This is a genomic window from Saccharothrix xinjiangensis, assembly GCF_039527585.1.
GTDB lineage: Bacteria > Actinomycetota > Actinomycetes > Mycobacteriales > Pseudonocardiaceae > Actinosynnema > Actinosynnema xinjiangensis.
The window spans coordinates 1-23,368 of the sequence record NZ_BAAAKE010000032.1 but is presented as its reverse complement, the minus strand read 5'-3'; the positions used below and the strand labels follow the sequence as shown (position 1 = coordinate 23,368).

Below are 23,368 nucleotides of genomic sequence, written 5' to 3'. Positions count from 1 at the left end.
CCGCCGCGTCCCTCGGCCGCGCGATCACGGGTGAGGCCCGGCGCCCGCCCCGCCGGCTCGTCCCGCGCGGGTCACCGCCGCTGCCCCGGCTGCCACCGGGTGAACCAGTCGGCGGCGGCGCGCAGCGGGACCGGCAGCGGGGCGAGGTCCGGGTACCAGGCCCGTTCCCACTCCAGCGACACCCAGCCCGACCAGTCCGCCAGCAGCCGCCCGCACTCCTCCAGCGGCACCGCACCCGCACCCGGTGGCACCGGCGTGGGGTCGTCCGCCGCCACGTCCTTGACCTGGAAGTACCCCAGGTGCTCCCCCAGCGCCTCGCGGGTGCGCCGCGGCGGTTCGCCCGCGCGCCACGGGTGCACCGCGTCCCACAGCACGGCCACCCGCTCGGGCTCGCCGAACGAGGTGACCAGCCGCCGGGCGGCCTCGCCGGTCGGGTGGGAGTCGTGGGTCTCGACCAGCAGCCGAACCCCGGAGGCGCGCAGGTCGGGCAGCACGGCGGTGATGCGCTCCAGCGCCCTCCCATCGCCGGCGCCGGTGCGGTCGCCGCCGGGGAACACCCGGATCGAAGGCGCACCGAGCAGCGAGGCCAGTTCCACCAGGGCCCGCAGCTCGTCGACCACCGGCACGTCCGGTCCCGGCCGGCACACCTTCGCGTACCCCGCCAGGCAGGCGACCTCCAGACCGGCGTCCGCGACCTCGGCGCGCACCTCCGCCGCGCGCGCGGGCGACATCCCCACGCGGACCTCCTCGTCCGCGTGGGCGCGGATCTCCAACCCGTGGCACCCGTGCCCGGCCGCCACGCGCGCGCTGTCCCGCACCGGCACGCCGGGCGCGCCGAGCGTGCTCACCGCGAACCGCCACCCGCTCACCGGTGCACCACCTCCAGCGGCGCGAAGGACACCCTGGTCACCGGCCCGTCGGACCAGCGCACCTCGACGACGTCCGGTCCGAACCCCACCCCGGCCACCGCGTCGGCGAGGTCCGGCGCCCGTTCCGCGGTGAGCACCGCCAGGGCGGCGTGGACCGACGTGCCGGTGGCGGCGCCGCGCAGCCTCGGCACGCGCGCCGACGGCGTGAACGCGGTGCCGCCCGGCGCGATCACCTCGTCGACGGAGTCCCAGCCGTGCAGGGGGTGCAGCGCCGAGCGCAGGTCCTCGTCCGGGCCCACCGCCCACCCGGTCTGCTCGACCCCGGCCCCGGGCGGCGCGCCCACCACGCGGTGCACCCGCAGTTCGAGCGGCCCGCGGGTGACGACGGCGCTCTCCACGCGCAGCGCGGGCAGCAGGGGTGAGCCGCCGGGGAAGATCGGCCGGTGCCACGAGGCGGCCCAGCCCCAGCCGTCGCCGTGGCCGGCGCCGAGCGGGTGGACGCGGCGGCGGGCGCCGCGCAGGCCGCGGAACACCACCGCGAAGTGGTTGTCGGCCGGGTTGCCCGCCGACGTGGGGCCGGTGCGGGTGGAGTAGGCGAACCGGCTGTAGTGCGGGTCGTCGCCTTCGGCGGTCTCCGCGTGGTTCGGGCGCAGGTGGTCGCTGCCGTGGTTGTGCAACCGCGCGATCCCGTCGGCCGCCGTGGTCTGCACCAGGAAGCCCGGCGCGGGCAGGCCCAGCACCCGGTCGCGCTCCTCGACGGGCGCGTCCCGTTCGACGTCGGTCCACAGCGGGTCGTCGGGACCGGCGAGCAGGCACAGGAACGCCTTGGACGCCCAGTACGGCGAGGCCGGGCCGGAGTAGTGCTGCACGACCGGGGCGTGCGGACCGTGCCAGCCGAGGGTCAGCAGGTCGCGGTCGTCCACCGCGCCCCGGTCGAGGAAGTAGCGCAGGCAGCCGCTGAGCAGCCGCCGCGACACCCCGGGCGCCAGCGGCGTGTGGCCGGTGACCGCGCCCAGGGCGACGGCCGCGCCGGCGGCGAACCGGTAGGTCAGCGACCGCCCGTGGTGGATCGGCGCGCCGTCGCCGCCGAACAGCAGCGAGAACCCGGAGAGGTGCTCGCGCAGCCGGTCGCCGTGCGGGCCGGGGGCGCCGGCCAGGTGGGCGTCGAGCACCGGGTACAGGTGCAGGGCCCAGCCGTTGTAGTGGTCGAAGGCGCGGCCGTCGCCGTCGGAGTACCAGCCCTGCCCCCGGTACCACGCCTCCAGCAGGTCCAGGGCGCGCTGTCGGGCGCGGGCGGTGTCGGCGTCCGCCCGGCCGACCGACTCCAGGAATCCGGCCACCGTGAACGGGAACAGGTACCAGTTGTTCGGGGCGGGCAGCGCGTGCAGGGCGGCGCGCAGCCACGCCTCCACCCGGTCCCGCACGGCCTCGTCCAGCCGGTCCCACAACCACGGCCTGCTCACCCGCAGGGCGAGCGCGACGGACGCCGCCTCGACCATCGGCTGGCCCCGCACGTGGTGGTCGCCGATCACCGGCCACGATTCGGCGTCGTCCGCGCCGGGCGTGCGGGTGCCGGCGTCGAGCCCGTCGGCGTAGCGCGCCAACCAGCCGTGCGGGTCGTCGCCGCCCGCGCCCGCGACCCGGCAGGCGGCGGCGAGCGCGGTGCGGGCGAACCCCTCCAGGCCGTCGCTGCGCACGCCGCTGCCCGAGGCCCGACCGGGCAGGTCCAGCCGCGCGCCGCGCGGGCTCGCCCACCGCCACGCGCCGGTCAGCAGCGCGTCCGCGGTGCTCTCCCAGTGGGCCCGGGTGTACCCGGTGCGCGGGCTGAGCCCTCGGTCCTCCGCCAGGTCGGCCACGCGGTTCGCTCCTCTCGTTCGTGGGACGCGGGACCGCCCGGCGGGCGGGCGGCGGCGGTGCGGGCACGTCCGCGGTGTCACGCCGTGTAGGGAAGGCGCTCCGGCTCCACCCGCCCGGCCAGCGGCGCGCCCTTGAGGAGCCGGTCCACCTCGGCGACGGCGAACTCGCCGATGCGCCGCAGTTCGCGCCCCTGCGCGCCGGCCAGGTGGGGGGTGATGAGGACGTTGGGCAGGGCGAAGAGCGGGTGCCCGGCCGGCAGCGGCTCGGGTTCGGTCACGTCCAGGACCGCCGAGATCCGGCCGCTGGCGCACACCCGGACCAGCGCCTCGGTGTCGATCAGCGAGCCCCGGGCGGTGTTGACCACGAGCGCGCCCTCCGGCAGCAGTCCCAGGCGGCGCCCGTCGAGCATGTGGCGGGTCTCGGGCAGGGCCGGGGCGTGCACGGTGACGACGTCGCTGCGGCGGCACAGGTCGTCCACCCCCACCGGCTCGACGCCCAGGGACGCGGCTTCGGCGGCGGTCACGTGCGGGTCGTGGAGCAGGACCTCGACGTCGAACGACCGGAGCCGCCGCAGCACGAGGCGACCGACCCGGGAGGCGCCGATGACCCCGACGGTGCGGCCGTGGAGCCCGGTCCCGGCGCCGGACAGCCAGTCGGGGGGCGCGCCCTCGACGGCGGTCGCGTACTTCCTGGCGCGGCTGAACACCCGCTTGGCGCCCAGGACGAGCACGGCCAGGGTGTAGTCGGCCACCGGGACGGCGTTGGCCTCGGCGGCGGAGGACACCACGAGGCCGCGTTCGAACACCACGGGGTCCACGCAGGTCTTGACGGTGCCGGCCGCGTGCACGACGGCGCGCAGCCGGGGCGCGGCGGCCAGCACGTCGGCGTCGACGCGCGGGCACCCCCACCCGGTGATCAGCACGTCCGCTTCGGCCAGGGCCGCGGCGGCGACCGGTCCTTCGAACGAGGTGAAGGTCGTCGGGTCGACGTCCACCACCTGCCGCAACCGGGCGATGAGGTCGGGTGGGAAGACGTCGGCGAAGGCCCAGGGGGCGAGGGCGAAGACCGCGACGGGGCGCCGTGGCACGGGGTGGGCTCCTATCGGAGGGCCGGACAGCGGCCGGATCGTGTAAACGTTTGCATTGAAGGTTACTGTACGCATCAGGCCTACGGCTCACAACGATCTCACGCCGGCCATGCGCAACACATCGACGTGCCACTACACCCTGCGTTGACCGGCACGCAAGGCGTTGACGGAGTTGTGTAACCGTTTTATCTTCGTGAACATTCTGTCTCGGTCTGGCACCGCAAGAGAGGCGTTCGACGTGAGCATGACGCGGGTCCGCGGTGGCACAGGTGGAACCAGTCCTCCGACCGGCGAACCACGAGACCGCCCCGGGGCGGGCCGGCCGCGTCCCGGCCACCTGCGCCGCATCCTGGCGAACCGGGTGCTGCTGGCCGTCGCGTTACCGGGGCTGGCCTACTTCCTGGTGTTCCACTACGGCGCGCTGTTCGGGAACGTGCTGGCTTTCCAGGACTACGTGCCGTTCCTGGGCGTCGGGGGCAGCCGGTGGGTGGGCCTGGCGCACTTCGAGCGGATGTTCGGCGACCCGGCGTTCTGGAACGCCGTGCGGAACACCCTGTTCATCGCCGTGTTGCAGCTGGTGTTCTTCTTCCCCGCGCCGCTGGCGCTGGCGCTGCTGCTCAACAGCGTCGTGGGCGACACCCTGCGGCGGTTCGTGCAGAGCGTGGTCTACCTGCCGCACTTCCTGTCGTGGGTCATCGTGGTCGCGCTGTTCCAGCAGATGCTCGGCGGCGCGGGCGTGGTCAACGGCTGGCTGTCGACGCTCGGCTTCAGCGGCGTCTCGATCATCGGCAACCCCGACGCCTACGGGCCGCTGGTGGTCGCGCAGCTGGTCTGGAAGGAGTGCGGCTGGGCCACGATCATCTTCCTGGCGGCGCTGTCGCAGGTCGACGAGCGGCAGTACGAGGCCGCGGCGCTGGACGGCGCGGGCTGGTGGCGGCGGCTGTGGCACGTCACGCTGCCCGCGATCCGGCCGGTCGTCGTGCTGCTGCTGGTGCTGCGGCTGGGTGAGTTCCTGTCGATCGGGTTCGAGCAGTTCTTCCTCCAGCGCCAGTCGGTGGGCCCCGAGACCGGCGAGGTGCTGGAGACGTTCGTCTACTTCACCGGCTTCGCGAACGGCGACTTCGGCTACGCCGCGGCGGTCGGGCTGTTCAAGGGCGTGATCGGCGTGGTGCTGATCTACACCGCCAACAAGGTGGCGCACCGACTGGGCGAACAGGGGGTCTACAAGGCATGAGCAGGACGAACTCACCGGCCTGGATGGGCCGCCCCACCCCCGCGGTGCGCGTCGCCAAGGCCGTCGCGCTGACCGTGGTGGTCGCGCTGGTGGTCTTCCCCCTGTGGACGGTCCTGGCGACCAGCCTGGCCGCACCCCAGGACGTCATCGCCAACGGCGGCTGGGTGGTCTGGCCGGAGCACTTCTCGTCCGACGCGTACGCCGAGATCCTCCGGGGCGGGATCATCACCCGCGCGCTGCTGGTCAGCACGGGCGTCACCGTCGTCGGCACGGCGCTGAGCCTGCTGTGCACCATCGGCCTGGCGTACACGCTGAGCAGGCCGGAGGTCTACGGCGGCAAGCCCATGCTGCTGCTGGTGCTGTTCACCTTCCTGTTCCCGCCCGGCATGGTGCCGCTGTTCCTGGTCGTGCAGGGCACCGGCCTGTTCGACTCCTACGCCGCGCTGGTCCTGCCGTTCCTGGTCAACGTGTTCAACCTGGTCGTGATGCGCGGCTTCTTCCAGTCCATCCCGCCGGAGCTGATCGACGCCGCGCGCATCGACGGGGCCGGCGAGCTGGGCATCCTCCGCCAGGTCGTGCTGCCGCTGTCCAAGGCGGTCGTCGCGGTGATCGGCCTGTTCTACGCGGTCGCCTACTGGAACCGCTTCTTCGAGGCGATCATCTACTTCAACGACCAGACCAGGTGGCCGATCGGCACCGTCCTGCGCCAGTACGTCACCGGCGGCGCCTCGCTGGCCGAGACCTCGGGCGAACTGGCCACCGCCTCGCCCCAGTCGGTGCAGATGGCCGTCGTCGTGCTCGCGACGCTGCCCATCGTGTGCGTGTACCCGTTCGTGCAGCGCTACTTCGTCAAGGGCGTCGTCACCGGAGCCGTGAAGGCGTGACCCACCACCCCCACCCGACCCACTCCTTCCGGCACCGCCTCGGGAGAGGAAACCCGTTATGGACCACCGCATCGACCGCCGCTCCCTGCTCCGGCTGACCGGCCTCGGCGCGCTCGGCCTGGCCGCCCCGTCCCTGCTCTCGGCGTGCGGCGGGAGCGCACCCGGCGGCGGGGTCTCCAACGCCGGCAAGGACCTCACCCCGTGGCCGACCCACGTGCCGTTCCCGGGCCCGACCCCCGACGCCCCCGGTGACGGCTCGGGCGTGCAGCCGCTCTACCTGACCTACCCCGACCGGACCGTGCGGTCGGTGCACGACCCGGTCGGGGACGGCTCGGACGTCACGGTGCTGGTCGTGTCCTACGGCGCGCCGCCCAAGCCGGTCGGCGACAACCGGTACTGGCAGGCGATCAACGCCGCGCTGGGCGTCAACCTGGAGGTCACCGTCGTGCCCGACCCGGAGTACGGGCAGAAGATGGCCACCCTCATGGCGTCGGGCGACGACCTGCCGGACATGATCATGTTCACCAACCTGGCGCTGCCCCACGCCGCCGAGTTCGTCCAGGCCCGCTGCGCCGACCTGTCGGAGTTCGTCGGCGGCGACGCGGTCAAGGAGTTCCCCAACCTGGCCAACATCCCCACCCACGCCTGGCAGGGCATGGGCCGCATCGGCGGCAGGCTCCACGGCATCCCGCTGGAACGGCCGACGCCCGCCAACAGCCTGTTCGTCAACCGCACCGCCATGGACGCCGCGGGCATCCCGAAGGACTGGACGACCGAGCAGTACCTCGACGCCATGAAGGAGCTGACCGGCGACCGCAGGTGGGGCGTGGGCTGGTTCAAGACGCTGTTCGGCGGGTTGGGCGCGGTGACCTACCACGCGGGCTCGACGGGCGCGCCGAACTCGTGGTCGGTGGAGGACGGCGCGTTCACCCACACCACCACCACACCGCAGTTCCAGCAGGCCCTGGAGGTCATGCGCGAGCTCGTCGAGGCCGGCACCCACTACCCCGACAGCCTCACCACCAGCTCCACCGACATGCAGAGCCACTTCCACAACGGCACGGTCGCCTCGATCAACGACGGCTTCGGTTCGGTGAACCCGTCCTTCCTGAACAAGATCAACGGCCGGTTCGCCCCCGACCTCGGCAGGCCGTACGGGCCGCAGGCCACCCCCTGGCAGAGCAACGGGACCTTCGGCTACGTCACCGTGAAGAAGGCCGACCCCGCCCGGGTCAAGCTGCTGCTGCGCGTCGTCGACTACCTCAGCGCCCCCTTCGGCACCGAGGAGTACGAGCTGGCCAACTACGGCGTGGAGGGCGAGCACTTCACCAAGGAGGCCGGCGGCATCCAGCTCACCGACCTGTACGGCCAGGAGAACAACTCGCTGCTGCCGACCAAGTACATCGGCGTGGCGCCCTCCGTCCTCTACCTGCCCGGCCACCCCGACGTGGCCAAGGCCGTCCACGACTGGCAGAAGGCGACGCTGCCCCGCAGCGTGCGCAACCCCGGCACCGGGCTCCGCTCGGCCACCGAGGCGAGCAGGAGCGCCCAGCTCAACCAGGTCCTGGGCGACGGCATCACGGCGGTCGTGTTCGGCCGCAAACCGCTGTCGGCGTGGCCGGACGTCGTCGCGCAGTGGCGCCAGGCCGGCGGCGACCGGGTCGCCGAGGAACTGGCCGCGGAGCACGCCGCCAACCGGTGAGCCGGTCCTCTTCGCCGCCGATCGCCGACCCGCGGGAGCGCCCGGGTCGGCGATCGGCTCCGGGTCACCGGGCCGGGTCGTCGGGGGGCACGACGGGGCGGACCGAGTCGCGGACGACGATGTGGGTGCCGAGCACGACGCGCTCCGGCAGGCCGGATTTGTCCCGTGCGCGTTGGAGGGCCATGCGCACGGCGGTGCGGCCGAGTTCCTCGTGGGGCACGTGGACGGTGGTCAGGTCGATGTCGGCCGCCGGGGGCAGGTCGTCGAAGCCGACCAGGGAGACGTCGTCGGGGATGCGCAGCCCGTGTTCGCGCAGCGCTTGGCGGGCGCCGGCGGCGATGAGGTCGTTGCCGGCGAAGACGGCGGTGAAGTCGCGCGGTCCGGCGGCGAGCCGCTCGCGGATCATCCGGTGGCCCTCGCCGCGCTCCATGGTGCCCTCGACCTCCAGGTCGGGGTCGTGGGGGACGCGGTGGTCGGCCAGGGCCTCGCGGTAGCCGGCGACGCGGCTCTCGGGGGTGGTGTAGTTGTCGCGGCGGCCGAGGAACAGGATGCGCCGGTGACCGGCCGAGAGCAGGTGGCTGGTGATGGCGTGGGCGCCGGCGGTGTTGTCGTACTCCACGACGAGGGCGGGCACGTCGGGCCCCAGCGCCGGGCGTCCGCACAGGACCAGCTGCGAGCCGGCGAGCGCCAGGGCGCGGGCGTAGTCCGCCATGCGCTCGCGGTAGGCCTCGTCGGCCACGACGTTGCCGACGAGGATCACGCACTCGGCGTGCTCCTCGCGCATGAGCTGCACCGTGGCCAGTTCGCGTTCGGGGTCGCCGCCGGTGGTGCCGACGATGCACAGCTTGCCCTCGACGGCGGCCTGGTCCTGCACGCCCTGGGCGACGTGGGCGTAGTGGGGCGAGACGACCGAGTTGACGATGATGGCGACGCTGCGGCTGCTCGCGCCGGCCAGGCCGCGGGCGTTGGCGTTGGCCACGTAGTCCAGCTCCCGCACCGCCCTCAGCACCCTGGTGCGCGTGGCGGGCGCGCTGGCGTAGGTGCCGGACAGGATCCGGGAGACCGTGGCGACGGAGACGCCCGCGTGCGCGGCCACGTCGCGGATCGTCGGCCGTCGCTCCCCGTTGTCGGGCGCCGCGCGCCGAACCATGTCGCCTCCACCTGGTGCCGCTCTTCACTGGTAAAACGCTTACACACGATGTTTCCCACCCGGTGACCCGATGTCAAATCCCCTCCCCACGGGGAACCGGGCGAACCTCGATCCGGTACGGCATCCGGAGCACGATCCTCAGGTAACCGTATAAGGCGATCAGCGGTAACCATTGACAGGTAATACTGCTTATGCTGGCATTATGCCGTTGTAAACGTTTCCACGACTACCTTCTTCTCACCGTTGCCCCGCTCACCGTGGAGCCCTCATGGCGATGATCTCCCGACGTAACCTCATCCTCACCGCGGCGGCGGTCGGCACCGCCGCGCAGGTGGGCCGCGCCGCCGGACCGGCGCATGCCTCCCCCGCCGCGACCCCGTGGCCGGCGACGGCGAGCGGCGCGCTGGAGGACGGCGTCCAGCTCCGCTGGCTCGAAGGGGGCGCGCCCCGGCAGCTGGCCGCCGGCTCCACGTGGGGCGTGCCGTGGCCGAAGGGCACCGTGCCCGAGGGGCAGTCGTTCGCGTTGCGCACCGCCGCGGGGCGGCAGGTGCCGGTGCAGTCGTGGGCGACCGCGTACTGGCCGGACGGGTCGTTGAAGTGGACCGCGCACGCCGTGGGCGCGGAGGTGCCGCCGGCCGAGCAGTACGTGCTCGCCGCGGGGACCCCCGCCGCGCCGGTGGCGGCCGTGGCGGTCAGGGACGGTCGCGACGAGGTGGAGGTGAGCACGGGCGTCATCCGCTGTGCGATCCCGAAGAAGGGCGACCGGCTGGTCCGCACCCTCGTCCGGGGTGACCGCGAGATCGCGCGCAACGGCCGGTTGGTGTGCCTGCGGCAGGGGGAGCCCGGCGACGACGAGGGCGGCTCGGTGAAGTCGGAGCGGTTCACCGGTCGGGTGGAGGCGGTGGTGGTCGAGCAGTCGGGCCCGGTCCGCGCCGTGGTGAAGGTCGAGGGCAGGCACCGGCACGGCGGGCGGTCCTGGCTGCCGTTCACCGTGCGGCTGTACTTCTACGCCGGCAGCGACGGCATCCGCGCCGTGCACACCTTCGTGTTCGACGGCGACGAGGAGAAGGACTTCGTCCGCGGCCTGGGCATCCGGTTCGAGGTGCCGATGCGCGACGAGCCGCACAACCGGCACGTGCGCTTCGCCGGGCCGGGCGACGGCGTGCTGTCGGAGGCGGTGCGCGGCATCACCGGCCTGCGCCGCGACCCCGGCGCGGCGGTCCGCCAGGCCCAGGTCGCCGGGCAGGCCACCCCGCCCACCGCGACCTGGGACACCCGCGTCAGCTCCCGGCTGCACCTCGTCCCCGCCTTCGGCGACTACTCGCTGCGCCAGCTGACCGCCGACGGCTTCCAGATCCGCAAGCGGACCAAGGCCGGGCACGCGTGGATCCCGGTCGACGCCGGCGGCCGGGCGGGCGGGCTCGGGTACGTCGGCGGCCCCGGCGGCGGGTTCGCCTTCGGCATGCGCGACTTCTGGCAGCTGCACCCCACCCAGCTCGACGTCCGCGGCGCGGCGGGCGCGGCGGCCGAGGTCACGGTGTGGTTGTGGTCGCCCGAGGCCGGGCCGATGGACCTGCGCTTCTACCACGACGGCCTGGGCCAGGACACCTACCCCGAGCAGCTCGAAGGCCTGGAGATCACCTACGAGGACCACGAGCCGGGTTTCGGCACGCCGCACGGGATCGCGCGGACCACCGAGCTGGTGTTCTGGGCACTGGGCGCCACACCGGCCGCGGCCCGGGTCGGGGAGATGGCCCGAGCGGTGCGCACTCCCCCGTTGATCGTCACGTCGCCCGCGCACCTGCACGCCGCCGGCGTGTTCGGCGACTGGTCCCCGGTCGACCGCTCCACCCCGGCCAAGGCCCGCATCGAGGACCGGCTGGACTTCCTGTTCGAGCACCACCGCGGTCAGGTGGAGCAGCGGTCCTGGTACGGGTTCTGGGACTACGGCGACATCATGCACACCTACGACCCCGACCGGCACGTGTGGCGCTACGACGTCGGCGGCTACGCCTGGGCCAACTCCGAGCTCTCCCCCGACCTGTGGCTGTGGTACCACTACCTGCGCACCGGCAAGGCCGAGGCGTTCCGCTTCGCCGAGGCCATGACGCGGCACACCGGCGAGGTCGACGTCTACCACCTCGGCAAGTGGCAGGACCTCGGCACGCGCCACGGCGTGCAGCACTGGGCCGACAGCGCCAAGCAGCTGCGCATCAGCACCGCCGGCTACCGCCGCTTCCACTACTTCCTCACCGCCGACGAGCGCACCGGCGACCTCATGCGCGACCTCGTCGACGCCGACAGGACGTTCCTGGTCCTGGATCCCCTCCGCAAGATCCGCACCGGGCCCTACGAGCCGGACCCGCACGCCCTGGCCGTCAGCACCGGCACCGACTGGAGCGGCCTCGCACTGGCCTGGCTGACCGAGTGGGAGCGCGGCGGCGACCCGGGAGCCCGCGAGAAGCTGCTCAACGGCATGCGCACCATCGCCGCGATGCCCAACGGGTTCGCGCAGGGCAGCGGCCTGTACGACCTCGACACCGGCGCGTTCGCCCCCGCCCGGCCCGCGGTGAACGTCGGCTCGCTCGGGGCGGTGTTCGGCCTGGTCGAGGTGTGCAGCGAGCTGATCGACCTCACCGGGGACGAGGCGTTCACCAGGGCGTGGCTCCAGTACTGCCGCCTCTACAACGGCACCGCCGCCGAGCAGCAGGCCGAGACCGGCCAGTCCTGGGGCAGCCTCAACCTGCGCCAGGCCCACTCCCGGCTCACCGCCTACGCCGCCGCCAAGCTCGGCGACGCGGGTCTGGCCGCGCGGGCGTGGGAGGAGTTCGACACCGGTCACGCCGGCTACCCGGCCACCCGGGAGTTCACGTCCGCGCGGGTGGAGGGCCCGAACGTGCTCAAACCGGTCGACGAAGCGAGCTTCGTCTCCACCAACGCCAGCTCCCAGTACGGCCTGGCCGCGATCCAGTGCCTGGCGCTGGTCGGCGACCGCCTGACCTGACCCCGCGCACCGCCGAACCCGGTCACCGCCGCCGCTGTTCGACCACATCGAGCCGTCGAGGTGGGCCAACACCCCGACACGTCGAAGGACAACAATGAAACGACTGACAAAGGCGTCCGTAGTCGTTGCCGTGGCAACCGTCCTGTCCGGTGCGGTGACGGCGGTGGTGTTCGCCCCCGCCGTGCACGCCGCGACGACCCGGTACGAGGTGGAGACCGCCCCGGCCACCTGTGACGGCGCCATCACCTCGAACCACTCCGGCTACTCCGGGAGCGGGTTCTGCGACTCCACCGGCGCCACCGGCGCCACCGCGCGGTTCACCGTCGACGCCGCCGCGGCGGGCGTCGCGACCCTGTCCATCCGGTACGCCAACGGCAACGCCGTCGGCAGGCCCGCGACCATCGGCGTCAACGGCGCGGCGGTGCAGACCGGGGCCGCGTTCGACAACACCGGCGCCTGGAACACCTGGGCCACCAAGACCCTCACCGCCCCGCTCACCGCGGGCAACAACACCGTCCAGCTCTCCGCGACCACCGCGGCCGGGCTGGCCAACATCGACTACCTGGAGGTGAGCACGAGCGGCGGCGCCGCGGTCAGGCGGATGGAGAGCCTGGGTCGCGGCGTGGTGGCCGTGCGCTCGGGCGGCAGCCAGGTGCTGGTGTCCTGGCGGCTGCTGGGCCTGGACCCGGCCGGGATCGGGTTCAACGTCTACCGCTCCACCGGCGGCGGCGCGGAGGTCAAGCTCAACTCCTCCGCCCTGACCGGCGGCACCAACCACACCGACTCGACCGCGAACCTGTCGCAGGCCAACAGCTACCGCGTCCGGCCGGTCGTGGGCGGTGTGGAGCAGGCGCCCAGCGGCGCGTTCACGCTGCGCGCCAACGCCGCCACCGAGCCCGTGGTCCGGGTGCCGCTGCGCGCCGGCGGCGCGGTGAAGTTCCTCTGGGCCGGCGACCTCGACGGCGACGGCGAGTACGACTACGTGCTCGACCGGCAGACCTCACCGCAGAAGATCGAGGCCTACCGCCGCGACGGCCGGTTCCTCTGGCAGGTCGACATGGGCCCCAACAGCACCAACCAGGACAACATCGAGGGCGGCTCCGCCACGATCAACGTCGGGCACAACGACGGCGTCACCGTCCAGGACCTCGACGGCGACGGCCGCGCCGAGGTCGCCGTCCGCATCGCCAACGGCGTCACCTTCGGCAACGGCGTCCGCTTCACCGACAGCGACAACACCCGGCAACACATCGCCGTCCTCGACGGCCTGACCGGCGCGCCCCGCGCCACCGCGCCCGTGCCCACCGACTACCTCGCCGACGGCCCGATGTACGCCCGCTTCGGCGTCGGCCACCTCGACGGCGTCAACCCCAGCCTCGTGGCGTTCATGAAGAACCGCATCGGCGACGGCGGCTTCAACCTCATGTTCACCGCCTGGCGCTTCACCGGCAGCGCCCTGACCCTGCAATGGAAGTTCCTGCGCGGCAACCAGGACCTCCCCGACGGCCACAACACCCGCATCGTCGACGTCGACGGCGACGGCCGCGATGAGATCGCCGAGATCGGCTTCGTCCTCAACGGCGACGGCACCCTGCGCTACACCCTCGGCCCGGCAGGTGTCGTGCACGGCGACCGCTTCCACATCACCGACATCGACCCCAACCGCCCCGGCCTGGAGGGCTACGGCGTCCAGCAGAACAACCCCAGCGGCCTGCGCGACTACTACTACGACGCCGCCACCGGCAACATCATCTGGCGGCACAGCGCGTCCGGCACCGCCGACGTGGGCCGCGGCATGGCCGGCGACATCGACCCCCGCCACCCCGGCATGGAAGTCTGGGCGTTCTCCGGCGTCTACAACGCCGCCACCAACCGGCTGACCCACTCCGACACCTCGCTCCAGCCCTGGCCGCAACTGGGCCTGCACTGGGACGGCGACACCGGCATGGAACTGCTCAACGACGGCAAGTTCGAGAAGTGGGACCCGAACAACCCCACCCCCACCAACCGCACCCCGCGCCTGCTCACCACCTCGCAGTACGGCGCGGTCGACGCCGCCCAGGGCAACTCACCCGTCCTCCAGGGCGACATCCTCGGCGACTGGCGCGAGGAAGTCCTCTACACCAACGCCGCATTCAACGAACTCATCATCTTCACCACCGACCGACCCAGCAGCACCAGGCTCTACACCCTCGCCCACAACCCCGCCTACCGCAACGCCATGACCCTCAAGGGCTACATCCAGTCCCACCACGTCGACTACTTCATCGGCGCCGGCATGGCCACACCGCCCCGGCCGAACATCACCTACCAGGAGCGGTAGGCGCGCGCGGTCCGGCGGACGACCGCCCGACGTGACGCGAGGCGCCGGTCGGCCGCGGCCGAGCACGATCCCCGCGGCCGGCCGGCGCCACCGGTTCGGCCCCGGCGGAGCACCGAGGACAGCGGTCGGCTTGACAGCGCCCACGCCGCTCCGAAAAATGACGGAAAGCGCTTTCCAATCCGGAGGCGAGTCCAGCAACGAACGGAGCACCTCCGGTGACCTCGTCCGACACCCCGCTGGGGCACCACGACCCCGACCGGCGCCCCTTGCGCGCCCTCGGCCACCTGTTCCGCCCGCACCGCGGGCGCCTGGGCGGGGCGCTGGCCGTCTTCGTCGTCAAGCACAGCCCGGTCTGGCTGCTCCCGGTGGTCACCGCCGTCATCGTCGACACCGTGGTGCTGCACCTGCCGCTCGGCGGGATGGGGGTCGCGGTCGGTGTGATCATGCTGATCCTGGTCGTGAACTACCCGCTGCACCTGCTCTACGTCCGCCTCCTGCACGGCAGCGTGCGCCGTGCGGGCACCGCGTTGCGGTCGGCCCTGTGCACCCGGTTGCAGGAGCTGTCCATCGGTTACCACGACCGGACCAGCGCGGGCGTGCTCCAGGCGAAGGTCGTCCGCGACGTGGAGACCGTCGAGCAGATGGCGCAGCAGACGACCGACACCGGGATGAGCGCGCTCACCGTCCTGGTCGGCGGCTTGACCATCGTCGGCTTCCGGGCGCCGCACTTCCTGCCGGTGCTGCTGCTGATCGTGCCGCTCGCCGCCCTGGTGGTGCTGCGCCTGCGGTCGAGCCTGCGCGACCACAACGAGGTGTTCCGCCAGGACGTGGAGCACCTGGCCGCCCGGGTGAACGAGATGACCCGGCTGATCCCCGTCACCCGCGCGCACGGCCTGGAGCGCCACGTCCTGCGGCGGATGGACCACACCCTGGGCCGGGTCCTGGCGTCGGGGTTGCGGCTGGACCTGCTCAACGGCCGGGTCGCCTCGCTGTCCTGGGTGTTCCTCAACGTGCTCGGGGTGTTGTTCCTGACCGCCTCCGCGCTGGTCGCCTATCAGGGGGCCTGGGGCATCACGGCGGGCGACGTCGTGATGCTCAGCGCCTTCCTGACCACCTCCACCACGTCCCTGGCCACGCTGATGGCCCTGGCGCCGGTGATCTCCAAGGGGCTGGAGTCCGTCCGCTCCGCGGGCGAGGTGCTGCGCGCGCCCGCCCTGGAGGACAACGAGGGCAAGGCCGGGGTCACGGGGGTCCGCGGGGCGGTGGAGTTCCAGGCCGTCGACCACGCCTACGCCGAGATCGGCCGGCCGGCGGTGCGGGACTTCACCCTCTCCGTGACCCCGGGCGAGACGATCGCGCTGGTCGGGCCCTCGGGAGCGGGCAAGTCCACGGTGCTCAACCTGCTCATCGGCTTCATCCGCCCCACCTCGGGCCGGATCCTGCTCGACGGCGTCGACATGGCCGGGCTCGACCTGCGCACCTACCGGCGCTTCATCTCCGTGGTGCCGCAGGAGCCGATCCTGTTCGACGGCACCGTCCGCGAGAACGTCGCCTTCGGCATGCCCGACGCCGACGAAGCGGCGATCAGGGCGGCGCTGCGCGACGCCAACGCCCTGGACTTCGTCGACGACCTGCCCCACGGGCTCGACACCCCGGTCGCCGACCGCGGCGCCCACCTGTCCGGGGGCCAGCGCCAACGCCTGGTCATCGCCCGCGCCCTGCTGCGCGACCCCCGCCTGCTGATCCTCGACGAGGCCACCTCCGCCCTGGACACCCGGTCCGAGGCCCTGGTCCACCAGGCGTTGGCCAGGCTGGTCCACGGCCGGACCACCTTCGTGGTCGCCCACCGCCTGTCCACCACCCGCGACGCCGACCGCATCGTCGTCATGCAGGACGGGGAGATCCGGGAGATCGGATCCCACCACGAACTGCTGCGCGGCGGGGGCGCCTACGCCCGGCTGCACGCGGGCCACCCCGCCTGACGACCGGTCGGCGCGCCCCGCGGGCCACCGGCGTCAGCGGCGGGTGAACCGGCGGTGCTGCTGGGCCACCAGGTCGGCGGGCGCGGCGACGTCGAGGAACATCAGCGAGTCCACCCGGCACGCGCAGGGGTTGCGCTCCGCCGTGTCCTGCGGGAAGCTCCCGCCGATCTTGATGCCCCTGGGGTCGGTGCGCGAGGCCCCGGTCCCGTCGACCTGCCACGGGTTCCCCGGCACGGTGTAGGACCCCGGCAGGGCCCGACCGTCGCGGTAGAGCGCCATCGCGCCCGTGGTGAAGTCGAAGGTGGCGGCCAGGTGCACCCAGCGGTTCGGCGGCAGCACCTCCCGCCAGGCCAGGTCGGCGGCGTAGGTCTGCGACGCGCCGCCGTCGACCCGGCGCCCGAGGGCGACCAGCCGCAGTTCCCCGTCCACCTCGAACGCCTCGATCAGCGCCCGGACGGCGTGCCCGTCGGAGTCGCCGCTCAGCAGGCCCGCCAACCCGACCGCGCCGTGGCCCGGGACGGGGTTCGCGCCGGTCGCCTTGAACCAGCCCATGATGGTGATCCCGTCGACGCCGTTGAACGCCCTCAGCGACTCGGCGCCGCCCGGGTCCCACACCCCGGCCTTCCAGTCGTCGTTCGCACCGGGTCGCGGACCCAGTTCCAGCGCTTTGCCGCCACCGCGGAAGGCGCTGTCGTCCACGCGCATCCGCTCGCCGCCGTTGACGAGGCCGAGCAGGGTGCGCGATCGGCCCAGGTCGAGCTCGCGGGCGTCGTCGACGGGGAACGGGTGCTCGAAGTCGTAGTGCGCGACCAGGTGGGGGGCGACGCCGGGAGCCACCTCGGACCGCGGGGCCTCCCGCGTGCCGACGACCTTCCAGAGCCGGCCGTCGGCCTTGGTCACCAGGTACAGCTCACCGGCCGCGTCCGTGCCGAACCGCAGGTCCACCCGCCCGTCGCCGACGAAGTCGGACATCCGCCGCTCGTTGCCCCGGGTGTCGAACAACGCCAACTCGCGCAGCGGCGCGGCGGCCCCGCCCCGCCGCATCTCGGACACCTCGGTGTAGAAGACGCGGCCGTCCACCAGGTCGCCGAAGACGTACTTGCCGCGCAGCGACGGCACGGCGCGGCCGCGGTAGACCTGGCCACCGGAGATGGCGTGACCGCTGTCCTGCGTGCACGGCCACCCCGCCGGCGGGTCGTGGTCGTAGGCCGCCACCGGGTAGGTGTAGCCGTACCGGTCGTCGTCCGCCGGGAGCGGGTACAGGTGGCACTCGTCGCCGCGGCGGTAGGTGAACGCGCCCTCCCGCTCGCTCCAGCCGAGGTTGTCACCCGCGCGGACCTCGTAGACCGCCTCGATCGCGTGCTGGCCGATGTGCCCGAGGTAGAGCGCGTGGTCGCCGCCTCGGTCCCAGGTGAAGCGGTGCGGGTCGCGCATCCCGTAGGCGTAGATCTCGCCCAGGGCCCCGGGCCGGCCGACGAACGGGTTGTCCGGCGGGATGCCGTACCGCCCGCCGGGGCCGTTCGAGCCCGCCGGGTCGATGCGCAGGATCTTGCCCGCCGGGGTGCCGAGGTCCTGGGGGACGTCGGAGCTGACGCCGATGCCGCCGTCGCCGACGGCCAGGTACAGCAGGCCGTGGTCGGGGTCGCCGGGGCGGGCGGTCGGGTTGAAGTCGATCTGCTGCACGGCGTGGATGGTGGTGGTGAAGCCGTAGCGGAACAGCTCGCGCCGGGAGCCGGCGAAGACGTCGGCGGACGGGTCGTCGGCGGTCCACTCGGACACCACGCTCTGCACGACGGCGTTGGGCTGGTTGGGGTAGGTCGGCGTCTCGGTGTCGATCGCGCCCCGGCCCTCGGTGTGCACGGTGTAGAGCCGGCCGTTGCGGGCGAACTCGGGGTGGAAGGCGACGAAGCCGAAGCCGCTGCCCATGCCCCGCCCGGAGTAGAAGTGCGGGAAGCGGGCGGCGAAGTCGAGGTAGACGTGCGGTGTGCCACCCTCCAGCAGGTACAGGGGGCCGTTGAGGTCCGGGACGTAGCGCCGGCCGGAACCGTCGGGGACCTCGCCGAGGAAGTTGATCCGGTTGTGCCGGTTGAGCCGGTGGTCACCGGTTGGCGGGGTCGGGGCCGAGGCGGGCAAGCGCGCGACTTCCGCCAGGACGAGGCCGAGGCGGGAGCGGACGGGGTCTTGCGGGATCGGGTCGGCTATCGGGCCGGCCACGGGCTCGTCGGGCGCGCCCCAGGTCGGGGTCGCGACCACCGTGGCGGCCGTCAAGGCGGCGGTGACCAAGGCGGTGACGACCGAGGTGGCTCGCCGGCTGCGCTTGCCCATCGTTGTCTCCTCCCCGGGAGGGCCGGGATCGCCGGTCCGCTCGGTAGAATCGGGTTCAGGGTCCTCCGGGCCGCCCGCGGGGCGCGCTGCCCAGGTACAGCTCCCCCAACCGCGGATCGGCCAGCAGGTCACCCGCCGGGCCGCTGATGTGCACCCGGCCCAGGTCCAGCACGCACCCCAGGTCGGCCACCTCCAGCGCGCGCCGGGCGTTCTGCTCGACCAGCAGCACCGCCGTGCCCGCGTCGCGCATCCGCACGACCTGCTCGAACACCGTCGCGGTGGCCCTCGGGTCCAACCCCATCGACGGCTCGTCCAGCAGCACCACGCGAGGACTGACCATCAGCGACCGGGCGAACTCGACCTGCTTCTGCTGCCCGCCCGACAACGCGCCCGCCAGCGCGTCCCACCGCTCGCCCACCACCGGGAACAGCGTCCGGACGAAGTCGACCCGCTCGGCCACCCGCACCTCGTCCCGCACGGTGTGCGCGCCGAGCAGGACGTTCTCCCGCACCGTCATCTCGCGGAAGACGCTGTGCCCCTGCAGCACGTGCGACAGGCCGGCCGCCAGCAGGTCCTGCGGGCCGTGCCCGGTGACGTCGCGCCCGTCCAGGAGGATGCGGCCGGCTCGCGGCGCGAGCAGCCCGCTGGCCACCTTGAGCACGGTGGACTTGCCCGCGCCGTTGGGTCCGACGAGGCAGACGACCGACGCGGGCGGCACGCGCACGGTCAGCCCGCGCAGCACCAGCGCCGCGCGCCCGTAGCCGGCCTCGACGTCGACGAGTTCGAGCAGGTCAGTTGCCAAGGTAGGCCGCCAGCACGAGGGGGTCGGCGCGGATCTCGTCCGGTGGGCCCTCGGCGATCGGGCGGCCCCGGTCGAACACGACCACGTGATCCGACAGGCTCATCACCACGTCCATGTTGTGCTCCACGATCAGGAAGGTCCGGCCCTCGGCGTTGAGCTCGCGCACCAGCGCGCCGATCCGGTCGATCAGCGCCGGGTTGACGCCGCCGGCGGGTTCGTCCAGCAGGATCGTCTCCGGGTCGGCCATCAGCACACCCGCCAGTTCCAGCAGCTTCTGCTGGCCGTAGGACAGGTCGCGAGCCTCGACGTCGGCGAGGTGCTCGATGCCGACGCGGGTCAGCAGACCCAGCGCCCGGTCCACGTCGGCCTTGCGGCGGGCCGGGGACAACGCGCGCAGCACCGACCCGGGCCGCACCGCCACCAGCAGGTTCTCCACGGCGGTGAGGCGCGGGAAGACGCGGCACAGCTGGAAGCTGCGGCCGATGCCCGCGTACGCGACCCGGTGGGCGGGCCACCCGGTGAGGTCGCGGCCGTGGTAGGTGACCGTGCCCCCGTCCGGTTCGACCATTCCGGTGACGCAGTTGAAGAACGTCGTCTTGCCCGAGCCGTTCGGGCCGATCAGGGCGTTGATCCGGCCGTGCCGGAAGGTGACGGACGCGTCGTCCACCGCCCGCACGCCGCCGTAGGACTTGGTGAGCCCTTCGACGCGCAGTCCCCGCTCCGCGGTCACCGCCGCACCTCCTCGGCCAGTTCCTCCTGGGTGACCTCGCGGATCGACGCCCGTGCCGGTCGCAGCCGGTCCACCAGCCCGCGCAGGGCGGGGATGATCCCGTCGGGCAGGAACAGCACCACCACCGCGAGCAGCACACCCGTGGCGACCAGGTGCAGTTGCGTGTCGCCGTACCGGGCCTTGAAGAACTCGGTGGCGTAGCCGACGACCACCGCGCCGACCAGCGGCCCGAACAGGCTGCGCACGCCGCCGAGCAGGCTCATCAGCACCATGTTGGCGCCGACCAGGATGGAGAACTGGAAGATGGGGTCGAGGAAGCCGAACCACAGGGCGTAGAGGCCCCCGGCCAGCGCGGTGAAGAACGCGGAGACCACGAACGCCGCCAGCTTGTAGCGCACCGTCGGCACGCCGAGCGACCGCGCCTTGTCCTCGTCCTCGCGGATCGCCTTGAGCCCCATGCCGAACCGCGAGCGGTCGACCAGCCACCAGCACAGCAGCACCACCGCGAGCAGCACGGCGTGCAGGTGGAAGAACCGCTGGTGCTGCTCGGGTCGCAGCACGTCCGGGCCGAACGGGCGTGGCACGCGCAGCCCGTCGGAGCCGCCGGTCACCGATCCCCAGCTCTGGAACACCAGCAGCAGGACCAGCACCACCGCGATGGACACGATCACGAACGACGCGCCGCGCACCCGCAGCGCGGCGATGCCGACGGGCACCGCGAGCACCGCCACCACCACCCCGCCGAGCAGCAGCGCGACCCACGGGTTCAGGTCCGCGCGCAGGACCAGCAGCCCGGTCGCGTACCCGCCGAGGCCGGAGTAGGCGGCGTGGCCCAGGGAGATGTAGCCGGTGAACCCGCCGACGAAGTTCCACGCCGTGGCCAGCACCGCGTAGCTGATGATCACCACGCCGACCGACAGCACGAACGGGTCCGCGGCCAGACCGGGGAACGCCACCAGGAAGGCGGCCAGGGCAACCAGGCCGACCGCTTTCAGCGCCTTCTCAGAACCGCTGCGCAAGGCGGCCTCCGAAGAACCCGTGTGGGCGCACGATCAGCGTCGCGAACAGGGCGGCGTAGAAGAACGTCTGCGCCCACGTGGTGCCGAGCGGGATCTGGAGCAGGTTCTGCCCGACACCCAGCAGCAGCGCCGCGATGGCCGCGCCCGCGACGCTGCCCAGCCCGCCGACCACGATGATCGCCATGAGCGGCCCGACCCAGTGCCAGTGCAGCGACGGGTAGATGGTGGAGTCCAGCGCCAGGGCGGTGCCGCCGACCGCGGCGGTGGCCAGGCCGAGCCCGAAGCCGTACCCGGCGACCCGGTCGGTGTCCACGCCGAGCAGCCGGGCCGCCTCGCGGTGCTGCATGGTGGCCCTCAGCGCCTGGCCGAACCTGGTCACTTTGAGCAGCACGTGCAGCCCGATCAGCGTCACCGCGGCCAGGCCGAAGGCGATCAGCTTGACCAGTGCGACGCCGGCGCCGAACAGCTCCAGCCGCGCGCCCGAGTAGGGCAGCGGCACGCGGCGGTGGGTGCCGGTGAAGACGAACCCCAGCGCGCCCTCGACGACGAGCGCCACCGCGAAGGTCAGCAGCACCGACATCGTGGTGAGCGTGGCCGGCCGCAGGCGTGCGACCAGCAGTCGCTGCACGGCCACGCCCAGGAAGAAGAACAGCGGCACGGTCACCGGCAGCGACAGCATCGGATCCAACCCGGTCCGGGTGGTGAACGCCCACGCCAGGTACGCGGCCAGCACCAGGAACGCGGAGTGCGCGATCATCACCACGCGCATCACGCCGAAGTAGAGGGTGAGACCGGCGGCCAGCAGGGCGTAGAGGCCGCCCATCAGGACGCCGAGGACGAGGCTCTGGAAGACGAGGGGCACCCGGGCTCACCACGCGGGCTTGGGGTGGACCAACTCGGCTTCCGCCGCGTCGGCGGGCAGCACGATGCGGATCTTCCCGCCGACGTACTGCTGGATCAGGTGCGCGCCCTGCGGGCGACCCGCCGAGTCCCACCGCAGGGGGCCGACGACGGTCTGCACCTCGTTGGCGTGCAACCAGTCGATCAGCTCGCGCTGGCACTCCCGCGAGGGGTCCGCGCAGCCGGCCGCGGTGACCGCGGCGGCGACGACCTGGCCGGTGGTCCAGGCGTTGGCCTCGTCCTCGGTGGGCGGGGCGCCGGTCTCGCGCGTGTAGAAGTCCACGAACTCCCTGTTGGACGGGTAGTCCGCCTCGGGCGTGTAGCCGGTCGGGGACAGGATGCCCTCGGTGTGCGCGCCGATGGCCTCGGCGAACTCGGGGTTGGTCGGCGCGGTGGAGAACGCGGCCAGCTTCGGCTGGTAGTCCAGCTGGCGCAGGGCCACGATGAGGTTCACCGCGTCCTGGTACTGCGTGCCGCCGACCACGACGTCCGCGCGGGAGTCGGCGATCTTGGCCGCGATGGAGCCGAAGTCGGTGGTGTTGGGCGGGTACACCTCGTCGACCACGGTCCGGATGCCGGCGGCCGCCAGCTCGTCCTTGAGGCCGTTGGCGGTGCCCTGGGCGAACGGGTCGTCCATCACCGCGTAGGCGGCGGTCTTCGGGCGGGTGGCCTCGGGCATGGCGGTGATCGCCTCGGCCAGGTGGTCGTAGTGGTCCTGGGCGACGGCCGGCGCGGCGTAGAACAGGTTGTCGAAGCCCTGCTCGAACACCTCGCGCGCGGCGCCCGCCGGTTCCACGAACAGCATGCCGTAGTCGCGCGCCACCTGGGCGGCCGGGATGACCAGGCGGGTGGAGAACGGCCCGAAGACGAGGTCGACGCCGTCGGAGTTGATGAGCTTCTCGTAGTCGGCGGCGACCCGGTCGGCGCTGGACTGGTCGTCCAGGACGATCAGCTCGACCTCGCGGCCCAGCAGCCCGCCGTTGGCGTTGACGTGCTCGGCCCACGCCTCGTAGCCGCGCTGCACGCCCTTGCCCGGTTCGGAGAAGTCGCCGGTCAGCGGTAACGAGACGCCGATGCGGATGGGTCCGTCACCGCCGGCTCCTCCCTCCGCCGGCCGGCCGCCGAGGCAGCCGGAGAGCAGCAGCGTCGCAGCAGCGCCGAGGGCGCCGATGCGGAGCCCGTGAGCGATATCCATCGTCCACCCGTCGTCGAGGGATGAGGTAAGCGCTTTCCGAGCATAGGAACCCGCGCGGGGTGTGACAAGGGCCACGGGGGTGGCGTGCTCGACCGGCGGCGGGCACAGCCCGGAGCGCGGTCACCGGCCCGTGGGCTTGAGCCTCAGGATGATCTCGGAAGCGTCCGGGCGCGCCCACAGGGCCGGGAAGGCGTACAGGTCGTCCCGGGTGGGCCAGCCGGTGAACTTCTTGGCGTTGTACTCGCTGGTGGTGCCGCCGGTGAGGATCGGGATGTAGGGGATCGACTTCTCGATCTCGGTCTGGA

16 protein-coding genes and 1 pseudogene are annotated in these 23,368 nt (G+C 72.9%); 6 read left to right on the top strand and 11 right to left on the bottom strand.

Going from position 1 to position 23,368, the window contains the following annotated elements; translation table 11 throughout:
- Positions 1 to 71 precede the first annotated feature (71 nt).
- From ABD223_RS37850 to ABD223_RS37840, 3 genes are all read right to left on the bottom strand, one after another.
- The gene (locus ABD223_RS37850; protein ID WP_344042082.1) at positions 72 to 869 is read right to left on the bottom strand and encodes a sugar phosphate isomerase/epimerase family protein; all 798 of its coding nucleotides are present in this window, start codon (positions 867 to 869) and stop codon (positions 72 to 74) included.
- Positions 866 to 2,725, bottom strand: coding sequence for a DUF2264 domain-containing protein (locus ABD223_RS37845; protein ID WP_344042080.1), 1,860 nt, complete (start codon positions 2,723 to 2,725; stop codon positions 866 to 868). The genes ABD223_RS37850 and ABD223_RS37845 overlap by 4 nt, the downstream gene beginning before the upstream one ends.
- 77 nt (positions 2,726 to 2,802) lie before the next feature.
- A complete protein-coding gene (locus tag ABD223_RS37840; RefSeq protein WP_344042078.1) occupies positions 2,803 to 3,813 on the bottom strand; it encodes a hydroxyacid dehydrogenase in 1,011 nt (336 codons plus the stop codon).
- 244 nt (positions 3,814 to 4,057) lie between these two features.
- On the opposite strand from ABD223_RS37840, the gene ABD223_RS37835 reads away from it, so the two are divergent.
- The 3 genes from ABD223_RS37835 to ABD223_RS37825 are packed head-to-tail and all read left to right on the top strand — an operon-like array spanning position 4,058 to position 7,633.
- Entirely contained in the window at positions 4,058 to 5,047 is a 990-nt protein-coding gene (locus ABD223_RS37835) for an ABC transporter permease (RefSeq protein WP_344042194.1), read from the top strand.
- A complete protein-coding gene (locus ABD223_RS37830) occupies positions 5,044 to 5,931 on the top strand; it encodes a carbohydrate ABC transporter permease (RefSeq protein WP_344042077.1) in 888 nt (295 codons plus the stop codon). The genes ABD223_RS37835 and ABD223_RS37830 overlap by 4 nt, the downstream gene beginning before the upstream one ends.
- Positions 5,932 to 5,989: 58 nt before the next feature.
- Complete coding sequence (locus ABD223_RS37825; RefSeq protein ID WP_344042075.1) at positions 5,990 to 7,633, top strand: extracellular solute-binding protein; 1,644 nt, start codon at positions 5,990 to 5,992, stop codon at positions 7,631 to 7,633.
- A gap of 64 nt (positions 7,634 to 7,697) precedes the next feature.
- Here ABD223_RS37825 and ABD223_RS37820 read toward each other — a convergent pair whose 3' ends face one another.
- Positions 7,698 to 8,783: a LacI family DNA-binding transcriptional regulator gene (locus tag ABD223_RS37820; protein WP_344042073.1), complete on the bottom strand. Its 1,086-nt coding sequence runs from the start codon at positions 8,781 to 8,783 to the stop codon at positions 7,698 to 7,700.
- Positions 8,784 to 9,057: 274 nt separating this feature from the next.
- Between ABD223_RS37820 and ABD223_RS37815 the strand changes: the two genes are divergently transcribed.
- From ABD223_RS37815 to ABD223_RS37805, 3 genes are all read left to right on the top strand, one after another.
- Entirely contained in the window at positions 9,058 to 11,787 is a 2,730-nt protein-coding gene (locus ABD223_RS37815; protein WP_344042071.1) for an exo-rhamnogalacturonan lyase family protein, read from the top strand.
- A 130-nt stretch (positions 11,788 to 11,917) separates the two neighbouring features.
- Positions 11,918 to 14,110: a rhamnogalacturonan lyase family protein gene (locus ABD223_RS37810; RefSeq protein ID WP_344042069.1), complete on the top strand. Its 2,193-nt coding sequence runs from the start codon at positions 11,918 to 11,920 to the stop codon at positions 14,108 to 14,110.
- Between the two features lie 215 nt (positions 14,111 to 14,325).
- Positions 14,326 to 16,092: an ABC transporter ATP-binding protein gene (locus ABD223_RS37805; RefSeq protein ID WP_344042067.1), complete on the top strand. Its 1,767-nt coding sequence runs from the start codon at positions 14,326 to 14,328 to the stop codon at positions 16,090 to 16,092.
- Positions 16,093 to 16,125: 33 nt separating this feature from the next.
- On the opposite strand, the gene ABD223_RS37800 is transcribed toward ABD223_RS37805, so the two are convergent.
- From ABD223_RS37800 to ABD223_RS37770, 7 genes and pseudogenes are all read right to left on the bottom strand, one after another.
- The gene (locus tag ABD223_RS37800; RefSeq protein ID WP_344042065.1) at positions 16,126 to 18,417 is read right to left on the bottom strand and encodes a PQQ-dependent sugar dehydrogenase; all 2,292 of its coding nucleotides are present in this window, start codon (positions 18,415 to 18,417) and stop codon (positions 16,126 to 16,128) included.
- 55 nt (positions 18,418 to 18,472) lie between these two features.
- Positions 18,473 to 19,219, bottom strand: coding sequence for an ABC transporter ATP-binding protein (locus tag ABD223_RS37795; RefSeq protein WP_344042063.1), 747 nt, complete (start codon positions 19,217 to 19,219; stop codon positions 18,473 to 18,475).
- Complete coding sequence (locus tag ABD223_RS37790; RefSeq protein ID WP_344042061.1) at positions 19,209 to 19,949, bottom strand: ABC transporter ATP-binding protein; 741 nt, start codon at positions 19,947 to 19,949, stop codon at positions 19,209 to 19,211. Before ABD223_RS37790 ends, ABD223_RS37795 begins: the two co-directional genes overlap by 11 nt.
- Positions 19,946 to 20,968, bottom strand: coding sequence for a branched-chain amino acid ABC transporter permease (locus ABD223_RS37785; protein WP_344042059.1), 1,023 nt, complete (start codon positions 20,966 to 20,968; stop codon positions 19,946 to 19,948). The genes ABD223_RS37790 and ABD223_RS37785 overlap by 4 nt, the downstream gene beginning before the upstream one ends.
- Positions 20,952 to 21,830: a branched-chain amino acid ABC transporter permease gene (locus ABD223_RS37780; protein WP_344042057.1), complete on the bottom strand. Its 879-nt coding sequence runs from the start codon at positions 21,828 to 21,830 to the stop codon at positions 20,952 to 20,954. The genes ABD223_RS37785 and ABD223_RS37780 overlap by 17 nt, the downstream gene beginning before the upstream one ends.
- A 6-nt stretch (positions 21,831 to 21,836) precedes the next feature.
- Positions 21,837 to 23,063, bottom strand: a complete 1,227-nt coding sequence (locus ABD223_RS37775; RefSeq protein WP_344042055.1) for an amino acid ABC transporter substrate-binding protein — start codon at positions 23,061 to 23,063, stop codon at positions 21,837 to 21,839.
- 120 nt (positions 23,064 to 23,183) lie between these two features.
- Positions 23,184 to 23,368: pseudogene (locus ABD223_RS37770) on the bottom strand (ABC transporter substrate-binding protein); the annotation flags it as partial.